The following is a 14,517-nucleotide window of genomic DNA, read 5'->3' as shown; positions in this document are numbered from 1 at the left end:
GATGGCCCTTCCGGAGAGCCGCGTTCCCGCGGCTGCGAACGGACCGCGGGCATCCGGGTGGTGGCGGTGACGGTCCGTCACCGAGACTATGGTGCCGGGTGCTCGCCGCATCGGTCGGTGGACGGACCTTCACCCGAACTGCGTAGGCCGGAGGCGTTGGTCCGCTCCCGGCCGGCCCTGACGCCGGCTAGACCAGCTTGGACAGGGCGAGCGCCAGCCCGCTCGCCGCCGCCGCCTCGGCCGGGGCGTTGGCCTCGTCGTTCGGGCCCCGGTCCTTGACCACCTCGACGGAGTAGAGGCGTCCGGAGGAGACGAAGTACACCTCGGGCCGGTAGCCGTCCTTGCGCTGGACCAGGTAGGCCTCCTCGCCCACGCCCGGGAGCGGGGTGAGCGTGTAGTCCGGGTTGGTCCTCAGTGCGGCGAGGACGGTGGGGGAGGTCTCCCGGATGTGGGCGTAGGACTGCCGGGAGCCCCAGGTGCAACCCCAGACTTCCTTGCCGTCCACCTTGTCGGGGTGGGTGCCGTTGAACGGGCCGGCGGTACCGACGGCGGCCACGACCTGCGGGGAGGTGAGGAGGGTGCAGGCGTCCGCGGGGCGCTTGGTGGTACCGGCCGGGGTGGTACCGGCCGGGGTGGTGGCGGCCGGGGTGGTGGCGGCCGGGGACGCGGGGGTGGGGGCGGCCGAGGGCGGTGCGGCGGGGCTGGTGGCCGCCGGGCTGTTCGCGGTGCCGGGTGTGGTGCCGGGCGTGGTGCCGGTACCGGGGGCCGTGGTGCTGCCGGCGGTGCTCGGCGGCGCGGAGGCCGCGGTGGATCCGCCGCCCGAGGAGGAGCAGCCGGCCACCGCGACGGCCGCGAGGGCCAGCGCCGGCAGCCAGGCGTACCGGCGGCCCGACGTGATCCGGGTGCGGGGCGTGATCGGTGTCCTTCGGTCCATGGAACCCCCTCCGATGGTCGTCCACCGGTGCGGCGGACTGCGTGGTGGCAGGATCCTACGGCCGGGAACGGGCCGATATTTCCCGTTCCGGCTACGGGAGTTGGACAACCCGGTCACGGGAGCGGAGACCGCCGGGCCACGGGCGCCGGGACAGCCCGTCGCGGGCGCGGAGCCGGCGCCTCCGGGGGTCGGGACGGCGGTCCGGGGCACGGGGGTGGTACGCGCACGTGCGGCCGGGCTCCCGGCGGCGCCCTCGGCCGAGCGACTGACCAGGCCGGATGCGGAACCCCTCCATACCAGTGCGGTCGGGTCGCTGTCGAGGACCGGAGGGCGTCTTCCCCGGACGGGTGACGTTCTGGTGAAAGTGGTCATGCCAGGAACGGCGGCCCGTCATCCTGAGCCGGTGATCAGGCGGATCCCGGGACGGGGCGGGTCGCGCGACCAGTGGGACACCTGAGGGACGGAGGCCCTGACAATGAGCACCAACCTGCCGGAGACCGTGGTCGAGGCCCCGGCCGCGCTGCCCGCGCCGCCGAGAGTCGTCGACGACCTGGCCCGCGACCTCACCCACGCGGCGGCCGCCGTCCGGGCCGCGTCCCGGGGCGGCCGGAGCGGAGGGGACCTCGCGGTGGCCGCGTACACCGCGGTGGTGTGCACCGGGCGTTCGGCGGCCCGCGCCCTGGAGGAGGCCGCCGCCTGGTGCCGGCAGGCGCCGGAGGCCGAGGTGCACTCGCTGGCCTGGGCACGTGTCCCCGGCCATCGCGACGACGTCTTCGAGTACCGGGTCACCCTCGCCGTCAGCTTTCCCGACCGGGAGACCGGCGAGCACGCCGGGGACACCCACCACGCCCGGCGCTGACGGCGGGGGAGTCCTCGAGGAGGAGGGGTCGATCGGCGGGGGCCGGACGCGGAGGGAGGCGCCGATCGGCGGGGACCGGGCGGGTCGGCCCGTCGTTAGACTCACCCCATGAACACTGGGGGAACGAACGATCCGGCGCCGGAAGCCCCGGCGCCGGAAGCCCGGGTGCTGACGGCCGGGGACCGCGCGTCGGAGCCGGAGGAGCGCGAACTGTCCACCGGCGCGGCCGTGCTGGTCACCGTGCTCGCCGCCGTCTGCGGCGCGCTGGTGATACTCCTCGTGCTGCACGGGCTGGGCTGGACGGCTCCCGGCCTCGGTTGGCTGGTCGCCAAGGGCGCCGTGAAGATCGGCGTCGGCGGCACGGTCGGACTGGTCGCCGCCCTCGGCTGGCTCCGGGCCCGCCGCTCGGAGCGGCGGACGGCGGACGGCGCCTGAGGCGCCCGGGCCGTCAAGGATCCTTCGGCAACCCCTGGGGCGGCCCGGGCGCGGGAGTTCAGTCCTGCGCGGCCGTCGCGCACTCGGGGTGGCCCCAACTGCCGCCCACCTTGGTGATCTTGTCCCCCTTGGCGTAGGGCCGCGAGCACGGGCAGGTGCCGGGGAAGCGCGCGGACAGCGTCGGAGCGCTGCCCGAGGACCGGCGCTTCGCGGCGGCCGGGGAGGCGGCACCCGCGCTTCGGGTGCCGGTCCTGGCCGCACCCCCGCGCGAGGCTCCGCCGCGGGCCGGGCCGCTCGCGGCCGGGTCCGGCACGGGGAGGTCGGCGGCCGTTCCGCCGGCGGCCTCCTGGGTGCGGGCGGCGTCGCTGGCGGCCTTGTCGGCGACGGCGTTCAGGGGGTCGCCGTCGACCTGGTGGGCGGGCACGTAGACGAAGGTGACGTCCCGCCCGTCGAGCAGCTCGTCGATCCGCTGGATCAGCTCCTGGTTGGCGACCGGCTTGCCCGCGGCGGTCTTCCAGCCGTTGCGCTTCCAGCCCTTCAGCCACTTGGTGACCGAATCACGGGTGTAGGTGCTGTCCAGCCGCACCTCCAGCGGAACGGCGGCGTCCGTGGCGGCCAGCAGCCGCTCCAGCGCCGTGAGTTCGCCCACGTTGTTGGTGCTGTGCCCCAGCGGTCCGGCCTGCCAGCGCTGCGGCACCCCGGCGCTGTCCGCCACCACGTAGGCCCAGGCCGCCGGGCCCGGGTTTCCCTTGGCCGCCCCGTCACAGGCGGCAATGATTCGGTCGTTCATACGGCGATCATGCCAGGACGGGCGGTGTCCCCCGGACCACGGCGGTCCGTCCGGGCCACGGCGCCTCCCGCGAGGGTACGCCGCTCCTGCCGCCGAGGCGTCGGTCAGGGTGTGCCGGTCGGAGCGACGTCCGGAGCCGTGTCCGGGGTCGTCCTCGGAGTTGTCCTCGGAGTTGTCTTCGGAGCCGCGTCCAGTGCTCCGTCCAGTGCCGCGTCCAGGCGATCGGCGAGCGTGCTCCACGGACGGCAGTCGACCACCGGGAGCGCGTGCCGGCGGGCCTTGTCGGCGAGCCAGCGCGAGTACCGGGCACCGACCTCGGCGCGGCCCGTCTGGTCGCCGCTCGCCGGTTCGCGCGCCGCGTAGTTGGCGGCGATCCGGTCCGCGTCGCCCTCGTGCAGGAACACCGCCCGGACGTCCCGGCCCGTCGCCCTCCCGAGGGCGACGGCCCGCGCGCAGACGGCGGGGGTGAGGTAGTCGCCCTCGATCACGGCCGGGACGGGGACGGTCAGCCGGTTGCGCACCGCACCGAGCGCGGCCGGTTCCAGGGCCTCGGCGGTGGCGATCTGGAGCTCCAGGACGTGCCCGGGGGCCCACACGTCCTCGGGGCGCCCGGGTGCGTCGGGCCCGTCGAAATGGTGCAGTGCCGGGTGCTGTTCGGCGGTGGTGAGCTCCTGGACGGCGGCGACCACGTCGTCGAACTCGACCACGAACGCGCCGGTCGCCGCCGCGATCCGTGCGGCCGCCACGCTCTTCCCGACGCCGGAGGCGCCACCGAGCAGTACGAGTTCCCAGGTCCGTTTCGGCATCCGACGACACTATCGTGCGGGATCCGGGCGGATCATCCGGATTTCCCCGCCTGCCGGGGGCCGCCTGCCCGGGGCCGCCGGCTCAGGAGGTCGTTCGGCCGTGGTTCGGTTCGCCTGCGGGTCGGTTCGGCGGTGGGTCCGTTCGGCCGTGGGTCCGTTCGGCCGGTCACGGCCGCACGAAGCGCGCGGGGGGAACGGAACCGCCGTCCGGGCCGCCGCTCCGGGCGGTGAGTACCGGTTGGTAGTAGCCGCTGGACTCCGGGCTGTGCCAGGTGATGTCGGTGAAACCGGCCCCGGCCACGAACTCCGTCAACTGCGAGCGCGTCAGCGCCCAGTAGGTGGTCCGGCGGACCCGGACGTCCCAGGTGCCTCCCGCGGGAACGAGCTGGAAGTGCTCCAGGTCGTAGCGCTCACCGTCCTCGTGCCAGTGCCAGAGCTGGAAGGTGATCACCTTTCCCGCACTCGTCCCCGAGACCTGCGGAGGCGTCGTGGTGGGTCAGGCCCGCCGGGCCTCGTCGTAGTCCCGGACGGTGACCATCAGCAGTCCGTCCTCCCGGAGGACCCGCCCCATGCCGAGGAGCGCCGTCCGGACGTCCTCGCCGGAGAGCAGGTGCGGCAGCGAGTTGTCCGCGCAGACGATCGCGTCGAAGGCCCGGTCCGCGAAGGGCAGTCGGCGCATGTCCGCCGCAACGGCCGGAACCCGGCCGCCCCGGGCCGCCGCCTCGGCCGAGGCGCGGGCGGCGGCGACCGGACTGAGGTCGCCGCCGACCACCCGATGCCCGGCCGCGGCCAGCCCGATCGCCTGGGTACCGATCCCGCACGAGCAGTCGAGCACCCGCTGCGGCCCGGGCCCGAGACCCTGGCGGACCAACTCGCCCAGCACCCCGGCCTGGTGCGCCACGCTCGCGTCCCAGTCCCGGAACATCAGGTGGTAGTCACCGGCCAACCGGTCGTAGAAGTCCCGCACGGAGAACTCGGACATGTACCCGCCCTTGAGTCGTCGGGGTGATGAGGGCGGCGGAGCGCCGAGGTGACGAGGCTCGTTCACAGCCGCTCCCTCCCCTTCGGCTCCGCCACGCATGCGTTCGGCGGCTATCTCTGTTCCCGTACTTCGGCCTTGGCCCCCACGGCGAGGAGTTCACGGACCGTGGCTTCGGCCCTCTCCTGCGACACGTCCTCGAGGACGGTCGCCGGAAGACGGTCCAGGAGCGACCTGCTCTGCCACAGGCCGAGCTCCGTGCGCCGGCGGAGCACCTTCACGACCTCGATCACCCGGGGTCCGAAGTCGGTCAGAACCACGTCGTTGGGCACGTTGTCGCAGATCAGCGTGAAGTGCTCGACCGTCAAGGTGCCTCCTCGCTCCAGGGGTGGAAGGCAGCCTAGAACGTGTGCCCGACGGTTCGCGGGCATTTTGCGGCAGCGGACCGGCGATGCGGCCTGCTCTCACCTGTCGGGCACCGTCCCGGGGCGGCACGGCGGTCCGCACACGTTCCCGGGCGGCCGCCCAGCGGCGGGGGCCCGGCACCCTCGGCCCTGTCGGCGGTCCCGGGGGCCCGATGACCGCAGGGACGCCGGGCCGCCGGGACGCCGGGTCAGGGCTCCGGGTGTCCGGCCGGGGGCGGTTCGGGGTGGTCGAGCCGGCGCTGCCAAGCGGTCAGGAGGGTCTCCAGGGCGGCCGCCTCTTCGGGGGTGAGGACGCTCAGCAGGCGGTGCTCGTTGCGCATGTGTGCCGTGAAGGCCTCGTCGAACAGCCGTCGGCCGGCCTCGGTGAGTGCCACCACGCGGCCCCGGCCGTCCGCCTCGCTGCGGCGGCGGGTGACCAGACCGGCCCGTTCCAGCCGGTCGATGCGCTTGGTCATGGCGCCGGTGGTGACCATGGTGCGGGCGGCGAGCTCCCCGGGTGCCCGTTCGAACGGTGCGCCCGCCCGGCGGAGTGCGGCGAGCACGTCGAACTCGCCCTCGCCGAGGCCGTAGCGGCCGTAGACCAGGCAGAGTTCCTCGGTCAGCCGGCCGGACAGCCGGTGCAGGCGTCCGATCACCGCCTGCGGGGAGACGTCCAGGTCGGGACGCTCCCGGCGCCACTCGGCCTGGATGGTGGCCACATGGTCGGGGGCCGTACGGTCCCGGGCCGTACGGTCCTGGCCTGCACGGTCGGAGGCCGCGCGGCCGGTGTGCGCGGGGGCGCCCGAGGGGATGGTGGCCGCGGGACCGGTGGCCGCAGGGGTGCTGGGGCCGTGGTCGGAGTCGGTGGGCGTGGGTGCCATGGCTCCATCCTAACGCTATAGCTTCCATGGAAGGTATATTGGCTTCCATGGAAGCAAGTTTTCGATGGGTGCTGCTGACCGCCGTCGCGCCGGTGGCGTGGGGCGCGAACTACTACGTCACCCGCGAGTTCCTCCCGGCGGACCGCCCGCTCTGGGGGGCCGCCCTGCGGGCCCTGCCCGCCGGACTGCTCCTGTTCGCGCTGCGCCCGCGTCGGCCGCGGGGAGCCTGGTGGTGGCGCACGGCCGTCCTCGGGCTGCTCAACACGGCGGGATTCTTCGTCCTGCTCTACGTCGCCTCGCAGTCCCTGGCCACCAGCGTCGCCTCCACCGTGATGGCGGCCTCGCCGCTCGCGATGCTGCTCCTGGCCTGGGTGCTGACCGCCGCCCGCCCCGCCCGGGCGCACCTGCTCGGAGCCCTGGTCGGCCTGGCCGGCGTCGGGCTGATGCTGCTGGCCAGGAGCGAACCGGTCAGCCTGCCGGGCCTGGCCGCCTCGGCGGCGGCGATGCTGGTCTCCTCGCTCGGTTACGTCCTCGCCGCCCGCTGGCGGGAGGGGGCGGACGTCCTCGCCACCACCGCCTGGCAACTGCTGGCGGGCGGACTGGTCCTGCTGCCCCTGGCCGTGTTGGTCGAGGGCCCGCCCGTGGTGCCCACCGGGCGGGAGTCGGCGGCCTTCGGCTATGTCGCGGTGGTGGCGACCGCGCTGGCCTTCGCCGCCTGGTTCGCGGGCCTGCGCCGGCTGCCGGCGGGCACGGTCGGGCTGCTGGGGCTGCTCAATCCGCTGACCGGCGTGCTGCTCGGCACCGTGGTGGCGGGCGAGGGGCTCGGCCCGCCGCAGGTCGCCGGGCTGCTGCTGGTCCTGGCGGGGGTCGCGCTCGGCCGCCCGCGGCCCGGTTCGGGGGGTGGTCGGGGGCGTGGTTCAGGGGGTGGTTCAGGGGGTGATTCGGAGGCCGGCCTCGGAGGCGGCCCGTCCGGGCGTGGCGTGGCGGCGGGCGTGGTCGGAAGGGCGGTCGGAGGGGGCGCCGGAGGGGCTGGGAGCGGCGCCGGTGGGGGCAGTGGCGCTGGGGACGGATGGGGCAGGAGTGCTCGGAGAGATTCCGAGTGACGTCGGTGCTTGCTCGAACTTCCTTGCGTTCACCGAAAGTTGGCCACCAGGGGCGGATCGGACCGGTAGGAATGGGAGCGCCCGACCCGGCCGGGGCGGGTGGAGGGGACGGGGCGCGAGGGGCTGGACCGACCGTGCCCGGGCGCCGCGGGGGAGCCCTCTCCGGCTTTCCTGTCTTCTGCGAGCAAGGGACCCGATGCGTTCGTTCACCAAGACCCTGCCCGTCCTGCTGGCCGGCGTGGCGCTCACCGCGGCCGCGCTGGCGTCCCCCGGCGGGGCCGACGCGGCGACCACCGAAAGACCCCACGGTCTGGAGGTCGCCGTGCCGGCCTACGTCCTGCCCGGCGAGGCCATGCTGGTCGCCGCGGCGGGCGCCCGCCCGGCACCGTCGATCGTCGTCCTCAACCCGTCCAACGGCTACGCCCCCTTCGACGCGGCCTGGCAGGCGCAGGCCGACGCGCTGCGTGCCGGGGTCACCGCGCACGGCACCGCCACCCGGGTGCTGGGCTACGTCGACACGGGCCACGGTTCGCTCCCGCAGTCCGCCGTCCGCGCGGTCGTCGACAACTACCTGAGGACGGCCGACCACCGGCTGCACGTCGACGGCATCTTCTTCGACCAGACCGGGCGCGACTGCGGCCCTGGCGACAGTGCCCGCGACTACTACGCGGACCTGCGCCGCTACGTCCAGGAGACCGTCTACGCCGTCGCCCCGCAGGCCCAGGACCTGGTGGTGAACAACCCGGGAACCGCCGTCGCCGACTGCTACCTCGAACCCGGTCACCGTACGGCCGACGTCTTCGTGACCTTCGAGGGCGACTACGACGACTACACCGGCGCCTGGCTGGGCGGCAACGTCTTCAACCCCACGGCGGGCTACTACTCCGGCGCGACCCTCGACGCCAGCGGCACGGCCTTCTGGCACCTGGTGTACGACACCCCGGACCGGGCCGCGATGCGCACCGCCCTCGACGCCGCGTTCACCCGGGGCGCCGGGTACGTCTACGCCACGGACGACGAACTGCTGGTGCCCTGGGACGAAGCCCCGGGCTGGGGCTTCTCCGCCGAGACCGCGTACGCGGCCGCCAAGGGCTGACGGGCGCGGACCGGTCCGGTCTGGTCGGTCCGGCCGCTCCTGCGGGGAGTGATGTCCCCGGAGGAGCGGCCGGGCGCGATGCGGCCGGTGGGATTCGGCCTGGGCGATGCGGTGGGGTGCGGCGCGGGCCTGGCGGGTGGAGGGTGAGGACGGAGTGCGTCGCGCCTCAGTACTCCCGGTCCCGCCGGGCGGCGGCGACGGTCCAGGAGATCATGATCACGGCCGCGAGTGCCAGCAGGACGACTCCGAAGCCGATCGCCGTCCAGCCACCGCTGGTCATGCTGTCCAACTGCTCCTGGTAGGTGGTGTCGTGAGGTTCCGGCATGCCCTCACCGAACGAGCCCTTCACCTGGACGTGGCAGATCTCGCCGGGTGACATGGGCCGGCCGTAGCAGGTGGGTTCGGCGCCGTTCAGCTTGTCGGCGCCCACGAGGACCAGGCCGACACCGGCGACCAGCAGGACGAGTGGGATCAACACCTGGAGAGCCTCCCCGGATTCCTCCGACACCGACGACTCCGCACGGCTGCGGTGGGCGGCCGGTGCGTACGCACACGCCCTTCGACGTGCGGGAGGAGCGGGACGGTTCCTTCCGGGGGCGGGTCCGTCCGGGGGCGGGTCCGTCCGCAGGGGTTCGGGGACGGTGCTGCGCTGCGGGGTCTCAGTGCAGGGGGACGGCGTAGACCGGTTCCGGCCCGAAGGCGGTGAAGCCGCTTCTGCGCAGGATCGGGCCGGACGTGGTGCTGTTGGCCTTGACCAGGGCCATGGTCGCCCCGTGCGTCGCCGCGTAGGAGAGCCGGGCGGCGAGCAATGCCCGGTACACGCCCCGGCCCCGCCACGGCGGCGCGACCACGCCGCCCGTCAGCCGTGCGACCCCGTCCACGATCGACACGCCGCCGCAGCCGGCCGGTTCACCGTCCACATGGGCGACGACCGTGCCGCCCTCGCCGGCCGGGAAGGCCTTCGCGACCCTCGCCGCGGTCGCTTCGATCCGCTGCTCGGGCGGGAGCGCGCCGCCGAACCCGGTGACCTCGATCGCCGCCGCGTCCCGCGCTGTCGCCGGGTCCGTCGCCCAGCGGAGCGAGATGTCCACCGTCGGCGGCCGCAGTGGGGGCGCGCCCCCACTCAGGTCCGCGGCCAGAAGTTCCAGGCCGAGCTTCACCCGCCCTCCCCGCGAGGCGAGTTCGGCGGCCAGGCCGGCGGGGGAGCCGACCGGCACCTGCCAGTCCAGGATCGGCGGCCCGAAGGCGCGGGCCCGGTCGAGGACCGCTTCGACGGCCGTCGGGAGTGGACCGGCCGGGGTGAAGGAGACCACCGAGAGGTCGAAGGCGACATGCTCGGGCAGTCGCAGGATCGTGTACTCGGCGGTCTCGACCACCTCGGCGTCGTCCGGTTTCCACACCCAGGCCGCACCGGCGGCGACGACGTCGGCAGTTGAGAGACTCATGCGGCGGAGCCTAGGCGCCCCGGTCGGTGCGTACGCGGTGCTGTTGCACGATCAGGACACTTTCGTCACAAGGCCGGTGCGCCGAGGGCCGGCGCGAGGGGGGAACGGGAAAACCACGTGACCCGGAGGCGGTCCGCTCCCTACACTCGGCAGCCAGAGACGCACCGCCGTGGTTCCGGTGGCGGTGCGCGCGCCGTGATGAGCCGAGGGAGGATCGGTCGTGCGACACCGCACCGCTGCCGTCGTCCCCTCGTCCCGGTTCGAGGTGATCCTGGTGTCCTCGTTCCTCCGGTGCCCGCTGCGCGGCCGGCACCGGATCCGCGCGACGCACCGCTGACCTCGGGTCACTCCTCCGGTCGTCCGCCGCCCTTCCGGCTCTGCTGCTCTCCTCCTTCTTCTTCTTCTTCTGCCTGTGGGTTCCCAGGCCCCCGGGTGCCCCGGGTGCCGTCATCGGGTGCTCGACCACCGCCGTCCCCGTGTCGATCACGTCGATCAGATCGATCATGTTGATCGTGGTGACCGGGCCGGGCCGGGCCGGGCCGGGCCGGGCCGGGCTGGGAGGGGCGGGGGTGGGTTCGTGGGGTGGACCGGACGGGGCGGGCCGGCCCGGCCGGGTACGTCGTCGCCGCAATCGCGCTGCCCCCAGCACCTCGTTCCACCTCGAAAGGCACCGGGCCATGCGCACCGACGTCCGCCGTACGCACACCGCCGTCACCACCACCACCAGCACCGCTGCTGCCGCCGCCGTCCTGGCCGGCATCAACACCGTCCGCAACCTGGGCATCCTGGCCCACGTGGACGCGGGCAAGACCACCGTCACCGAGCGGATCCTCTTCCTGGCCGGCGAGACCCACAAGCGCGGCGAGGTCCACGACGGGACCACCGTCACCGACTGCCACCCGCAGGAGCGCGAACGCGGCATCACCATTTTCGCCGCCGCCGTCAGCTGCCTCTGGGACGGCCACCGGATCAACCTCATCGACACCCCCGGACACGTCGACTTCGCCGACGAGGTCGAACGCTCGCTGCGGGTGCTGGACGGAGCGGTCGCGGTGTTCGACGCCGTCGCCGGGGTGGAGCCGCAGAGCGAGAGCGTCTGGCGCCAGGCCGACCGGCACGGCGTGCCCCGGATCGCCTTCGTCAACAAGATGGACCGGGCCGGAGCCGATCTCGACGCGGCCGTCGCCTCGATCCGGGAACGGCTGCACCCGGTCCCGCTCGCCGTCCAACTGCCCGTCGGGCGGGAGGGCGACTTCATCGGCGTCGTCGACCTGCTGACAATGCGTGCTCTGACCTGGGACGACGGCCCAGGACGGGACGGCCTGCGGGAAGTGCCGGTGCCGGAGGAGCTCCGGGCCGAGGCCGAGCACCGGCGCCGACGGCTGGACGAGGCCGTGGCTGGGCTCCATCCGGCCGCACTGGAGGAGTACTACGAGCACTCTGCACTCTCCACCGCGACCCTGGCCGCCGCGCTGCGGGACTTCACCCGTAGCGGAGAGGCCGTGGTCGTGCTGTGCGGATCGGCCTACCGCAACCGAGGTGTCGAACCGCTGCTGGCAGCCGTCACGGCCTACCTGCCCTCACCGCTGGACGTCCCCGCGGTGCGCGGATCCTCCGTGGGTGCGGAGAGTGCGGAGAGTGCGGAGGGTGCCGAGGGCGCGGAGGGCGCGGAGGTGGAGCGGGCCGCCGATCCCGCCGGTCCGCTCACCGCGCTGGTGTTCAAGGTGAACGTCACCGCCTCCGGCCGACTGACCTATCTGCGCCTCTACACCGGAACGCTGCGTAAGGGGGACACCGTGCTGGACGCCACGACCGGTCGTACCGAACGGATCGCCCGGATCCTGCGGGTGCAGGCCGACAGCCACACCGAGACGGACTCGGCGGTCGCCGGGGACATCGTCGCGGTGATCGGGGTCAAGGCCGCGCGCACGGGCGCCACGTTGTGCGCGCCCGGCGCGCCGCTGGTCCTCGAACCGCCCGTCACCGCCGAGCCGGTGGTGACGGTCGCGGTCGAGGCGCGGCGCTCGGTGGACACCGACCGGCTGGCGGTCGCGCTGGCCCGGCTGGCGGAGGAGGACCCGTCGCTGGTCGTCCGGACCGATCCGGAGACCGGGCAGCGGGTGCTCTCGGGCCTGGGTGAACTGCACCTGGAGGTGGCGGTGGAGAAGATCCGCCGTGATCACAACGGTCTGGAGGTGACCGTCGGCCGCCCGCAGGTCGCCCTTCGGGAGACGGTCGAACGCGGAGTCACCGGTCACGTCCACCGTCACGTCAAGCAGGACGGCGGCGCCGGCCAGTTCGCCCAGGTCGTGATCGACGTGGCGCCGCTGGACGGGCCGGTCGGCGCGCAGGAGGGCGGGGGCTTCGTGTTCGCGTCCACCGTGACCGGCGGGCGGGTACCGAAGGAGTACGTCCAGGCGGTCGAGGCGGGCTGCCGGGACGCGCTCGCCGAGGGCCCGTTGGGCGGCCACCCGGTCACCGGCCTGCGGGTCACCCTGACCGACGGGGCCACCCACACCAAGGACTCCTCGGACCTCGCCTTCCGCACCGCCGGGCGGACGGCGCTCCGCGACGCGCTGCGCGCCTGCCGGGTGGTGCTGCTGGAGCCGGTCGTCGAGGTGACGGTGACGGTGCCGCAGGAGGCGGTGGGCGGCGTCCTCGGTGACCTCGCCGCCCGCCGGGGGCGGGTCCAGGGTTCGGACCCGCACGGTGCGACGGCTTCGGTGACGGCGGTCGTGCCGCTGGCCGAGCTGTTCGGCTACGCCACCGCCCTGCGCAGCCGTACCCAGGGCCGGGGCACGTTCACCACTCGTCCGGCCGGGTACGCCCCGGCACCGGCCGCCGCCCGGTAGGCGGGTCGGCCGCCGGACCCGCCTACGGGTGGGTCCGGCGGCACCGTCGGCCTGGTGGTGGGCGAGCGGTGGGCAGATGGTGGGCAGGTGGTGGGAAGCTGCTGGGCGCGCGGTCGGCAGATGGTGGGCGGGTGGTGGCGGTGCCCGGTTCGGCCCGTTCGGCCCGTTCGGCGGTGCTCCGCCCGGGGAGGGCGGAGAACCGCCTCTGACCTGCGCGTCCTTCCTCGGAGGTGACGGGTGAGCGGTTAGCGTGGCGTGGCGGCCGCGGCCGGTCGCGCGGCGTCTACGGGCGCCGTCGGCACCACCAGGGACGGCAGGCATGCAGTTCGACGATCAGGGCGACCTCGACACCTCGCAGGTCGACGACCGGCGCCGCATCCCCGGCGGGAAGGTCGCTGTCGGGGGTGGTGCGGCCGGTCTGATCGCCGTCCTGATCGCGGTGCTCTTCGGTGTCGACCCGAGCGTCCTCGGGCTCTCCGACAGCGGAGGAGACACGGGCGCCGGGTCCGGCCGGGGTACCACGGCGGGTGAGGTGCAACAGGTCTGCCGGACCGGTGCCGACGCCAACAGCCGTCAGGACTGCCGGATCGTCGCCGTCACCAACAGTCTCCAGGACTACTGGGGTGGTCAGTTGCCCCGGTCCGGGGTGGCCTACCGCCCCGCCGAGACGGTCCTGTTCACCGGGCGGGTGTCCACCGGCTGCGGCGCGGCGAGCTCGGCGGTCGGCCCGTTCTACTGCCCGGCCGACCGGCGGGCCTACTTCGACCTCGGCTTCTTCGACGAGCTGGCCACCCGCTTCGGCGCTTCCGGGGGCCCGTTCGCCGAGGCCTATGTCGTCGCGCACGAGTACGGACACCACATCCAGAACCTGACCGGCACCATGCAGAAGGTCGGCCGCGACCGGCAGGGTGCCAACAGCGCCTCGGTGAAGCTCGAACTCCAGGCGGACTGCTACGCCGGTGTCTGGGCCCACCACGCCACCACCACCCCGCAGGCGTCCACCGGTCGGCCGCTGATCCGCACCCTGACCGATCAGGACATCGCCCAGGGACTGGACGCGGCGGCGGCCGTCGGTGACGACCGGATCCAGAAGCAGTCCACCGGCCGGATCGACCCGGACACCTGGACCCACGGCTCCTCGGACCAGCGCAAGGCCTGGTTCACCGCCGGCTACCGCTTCGGCGACCCGGCCCGCTGCGACACCTTCGCGACGTCGAGCTGACCCGTGCTCCCGGTCGTGCGTCGCCCATCGTGCGCCGCCGCTGGTGCGCCGCCGGTGGCGCGCTCCGTGTCGTGAGGCCCGGCCCCGCGCCACCCTGTCATATGTCAGGGACCGCTGCGGGCGGTGGCTTCCTACGCTGCTGAACACCGGCCGAATCCGGGCCGGACCGGCAAATGGGAGAGAACCACCATGCGCAAGATCATGCACACCTTCGCCGCGCTCGCCCTCGCGGCGGCCGCCGTCACCACGATGGGGAGCTCCGGCGCCCAGGCGGCCGACGGTTCCTGGGACGGGTGTCCGTACGGGGCTGTCTGCATCTACCCCCAGGACTCCGACACCAGCCGGCCGCCGACCGATGTCTTCTACAGCTACGGCCCCCACAACCTCCACAACCAGTACGGCTGGCACTGGGTGCTCAACAACCAGTCCGGCGGCGCCCATGCCCACCTGTGCACCCGCTCCAACGGCGGGGGTTGCGGCTACGACATCGCCGCCCAGGCTGGCGTCTACGCCGACCTCACCCCGATCAACTCCATCACCCTGGACCGCCCCTGAGTCCCCGATCGCCTCAGCCCCTGGACGCCCGGGCCGCTCGCCCTTGAGCGCCTGAGTCCCTGAACCGGCGGGCCGCCGCCCGCACCCGCCGTGCGCGCCGTCGCCGGGTCCTCCGGGGGGAGACCCGGCGGCGGGGCGTTCCGTGGTCGGCCGTGC

At 74.1% G+C, this 14,517-nt stretch carries 14 protein-coding genes and 1 pseudogene; 7 read left to right on the top strand and 8 right to left on the bottom strand.

Features of this window, described 5'->3' with window-relative positions; translation table 11 throughout:
• Positions 1-187 precede the first annotated feature (187 nt).
• The gene (locus BLU95_RS05390; protein WP_093858947.1) at positions 188-934 is read right to left on the bottom strand and encodes a hypothetical protein; all 747 of its coding nucleotides are present in this window, start codon (positions 932-934) and stop codon (positions 188-190) included.
• 475 nt (positions 935-1,409) lie between these two features.
• Here BLU95_RS05390 and BLU95_RS05385 point away from each other — a divergent pair, with 475 nt between their 5' ends.
• Both BLU95_RS05385 and BLU95_RS05380 read left to right on the top strand, forming a co-directional pair.
• Positions 1,410-1,793, top strand: a complete 384-nt coding sequence (locus tag BLU95_RS05385; protein ID WP_093858946.1) for a hypothetical protein — start codon at positions 1,410-1,412, stop codon at positions 1,791-1,793.
• A 108-nt stretch (positions 1,794-1,901) separates the two neighbouring features.
• Positions 1,902-2,228: a hypothetical protein gene (locus tag BLU95_RS05380; protein ID WP_159424786.1), complete on the top strand. Its 327-nt coding sequence runs from the start codon at positions 1,902-1,904 to the stop codon at positions 2,226-2,228.
• A gap of 58 nt (positions 2,229-2,286) precedes the next feature.
• Here BLU95_RS05380 and BLU95_RS05375 read toward each other — a convergent pair whose 3' ends face one another.
• From BLU95_RS05375 to BLU95_RS05355, 5 genes and pseudogenes are all read right to left on the bottom strand, one after another.
• The gene (locus BLU95_RS05375) at positions 2,287-3,018 is read right to left on the bottom strand and encodes a ribonuclease H family protein (protein WP_093858944.1); all 732 of its coding nucleotides are present in this window, start codon (positions 3,016-3,018) and stop codon (positions 2,287-2,289) included.
• 104 nt (positions 3,019-3,122) lie between these two features.
• Positions 3,123-3,824 carry an AAA family ATPase gene (locus tag BLU95_RS05370; RefSeq protein ID WP_093858943.1) on the bottom strand — a complete coding sequence of 234 codons (702 nt, stop codon included), beginning with the start codon at positions 3,822-3,824 and terminating at the stop codon, positions 3,123-3,125.
• A 166-nt stretch (positions 3,825-3,990) separates the two neighbouring features.
• Positions 3,991-4,806: pseudogene (locus tag BLU95_RS05365) on the bottom strand (class I SAM-dependent methyltransferase).
• Positions 4,807-4,916: 110 nt separating this feature from the next.
• Positions 4,917-5,171 carry a ribosomal protein L7/L12 gene (locus tag BLU95_RS05360; RefSeq protein ID WP_231978315.1) on the bottom strand — a complete coding sequence of 85 codons (255 nt, stop codon included), beginning with the start codon at positions 5,169-5,171 and terminating at the stop codon, positions 4,917-4,919.
• A gap of 245 nt (positions 5,172-5,416) precedes the next feature.
• Positions 5,417-5,926: a MarR family winged helix-turn-helix transcriptional regulator gene (locus tag BLU95_RS05355; protein ID WP_231978677.1), complete on the bottom strand. Its 510-nt coding sequence runs from the start codon at positions 5,924-5,926 to the stop codon at positions 5,417-5,419.
• A gap of 209 nt (positions 5,927-6,135) precedes the next feature.
• Here BLU95_RS05355 and BLU95_RS05350 point away from each other — a divergent pair, with 209 nt between their 5' ends.
• Together BLU95_RS05350 and BLU95_RS05345 are read left to right on the top strand one after the other, a co-directional pair.
• Complete coding sequence (locus tag BLU95_RS05350) at positions 6,136-7,191, top strand: EamA family transporter (RefSeq protein WP_093858940.1); 1,056 nt, start codon at positions 6,136-6,138, stop codon at positions 7,189-7,191.
• 196 nt (positions 7,192-7,387) lie between these two features.
• Positions 7,388-8,287, top strand: coding sequence for a spherulation-specific family 4 protein (locus tag BLU95_RS05345; protein WP_093858939.1), 900 nt, complete (start codon positions 7,388-7,390; stop codon positions 8,285-8,287).
• Between the two features lie 166 nt (positions 8,288-8,453).
• Here BLU95_RS05345 and BLU95_RS05340 read toward each other — a convergent pair whose 3' ends face one another.
• Together BLU95_RS05340 and BLU95_RS05335 are read right to left on the bottom strand one after the other, a co-directional pair.
• A complete protein-coding gene (locus BLU95_RS05340; RefSeq protein ID WP_159424785.1) occupies positions 8,454-8,765 on the bottom strand; it encodes a hypothetical protein in 312 nt (103 codons plus the stop codon).
• Positions 8,766-8,946: 181 nt separating this feature from the next.
• Positions 8,947-9,732 (bottom strand): GNAT family N-acetyltransferase, encoded by a 786-nt coding sequence (locus BLU95_RS05335; protein ID WP_093858937.1) that lies wholly within the window; start codon positions 9,730-9,732, stop codon positions 8,947-8,949.
• Between the two features lie 677 nt (positions 9,733-10,409).
• On the opposite strand from BLU95_RS05335, the gene fusA reads away from it, so the two are divergent.
• The 3 genes from fusA to BLU95_RS05320 all read left to right on the top strand — a co-directional run bounded on the left by fusA (position 10,410) and on the right by BLU95_RS05320 (position 14,361).
• Positions 10,410-12,584: an elongation factor G gene (fusA, locus tag BLU95_RS05330; RefSeq protein WP_093858936.1), complete on the top strand. Its 2,175-nt coding sequence runs from the start codon at positions 10,410-10,412 to the stop codon at positions 12,582-12,584.
• 319 nt (positions 12,585-12,903) lie between these two features.
• Complete coding sequence (gene ypfJ, locus BLU95_RS05325) at positions 12,904-13,806, top strand: KPN_02809 family neutral zinc metallopeptidase (protein ID WP_093858935.1); 903 nt, start codon at positions 12,904-12,906, stop codon at positions 13,804-13,806.
• A 189-nt stretch (positions 13,807-13,995) separates the two neighbouring features.
• On the top strand, positions 13,996-14,361 hold the full coding sequence (locus BLU95_RS05320; RefSeq protein WP_093858934.1) for a hypothetical protein: 366 nt from the start codon (positions 13,996-13,998) through the stop codon (positions 14,359-14,361).
• Positions 14,362-14,517: the final 156 nt, after the last annotated feature.

This window comes from Streptomyces sp. TLI_053, assembly GCF_900105395.1.
Lineage (GTDB): Bacteria > Actinomycetota > Actinomycetes > Streptomycetales > Streptomycetaceae > Kitasatospora.
This window is presented reverse-complemented; position numbering and strand designations above follow the sequence as displayed.

What these genes read in the sequence shown, in the direction of transcription:
- BLU95_RS05390 (WP_093858947.1), bottom strand. Translation starts at nt 934, where the DNA reads ATGGACCGAAGGACACCGATCACGCCCCGCACCCGGATCACGTCGGGC.
- BLU95_RS05385 (WP_093858946.1), top strand. Translation starts at nt 1,410, where the DNA reads ATGAGCACCAACCTGCCGGAGACCGTGGTCGAGGCCCCGGCCGCGCTG.
- BLU95_RS05380 (WP_159424786.1), top strand. Translation starts at nt 1,902, where the DNA reads ATGAACACTGGGGGAACGAACGATCCGGCGCCGGAAGCCCCGGCGCCG.
- BLU95_RS05375 (WP_093858944.1), bottom strand. Translation starts at nt 3,018, where the DNA reads ATGAACGACCGAATCATTGCCGCCTGTGACGGGGCGGCCAAGGGAAAC.
- BLU95_RS05370 (WP_093858943.1), bottom strand. Translation starts at nt 3,824, where the DNA reads ATGCCGAAACGGACCTGGGAACTCGTACTGCTCGGTGGCGCCTCCGGC.
- BLU95_RS05350 (WP_093858940.1), top strand. Translation starts at nt 6,136, where the DNA reads ATGGAAGCAAGTTTTCGATGGGTGCTGCTGACCGCCGTCGCGCCGGTG.
- BLU95_RS05345 (WP_093858939.1), top strand. Translation starts at nt 7,388, where the DNA reads ATGCGTTCGTTCACCAAGACCCTGCCCGTCCTGCTGGCCGGCGTGGCG.
- BLU95_RS05335 (WP_093858937.1), bottom strand. Translation starts at nt 9,732, where the DNA reads ATGAGTCTCTCAACTGCCGACGTCGTCGCCGCCGGTGCGGCCTGGGTG.
- fusA (WP_093858936.1), top strand. Translation starts at nt 10,410, where the DNA reads ATGCGCACCGACGTCCGCCGTACGCACACCGCCGTCACCACCACCACC.
- ypfJ (WP_093858935.1), top strand. Translation starts at nt 12,904, where the DNA reads ATGCAGTTCGACGATCAGGGCGACCTCGACACCTCGCAGGTCGACGAC.
- BLU95_RS05320 (WP_093858934.1), top strand. Translation starts at nt 13,996, where the DNA reads ATGCGCAAGATCATGCACACCTTCGCCGCGCTCGCCCTCGCGGCGGCC.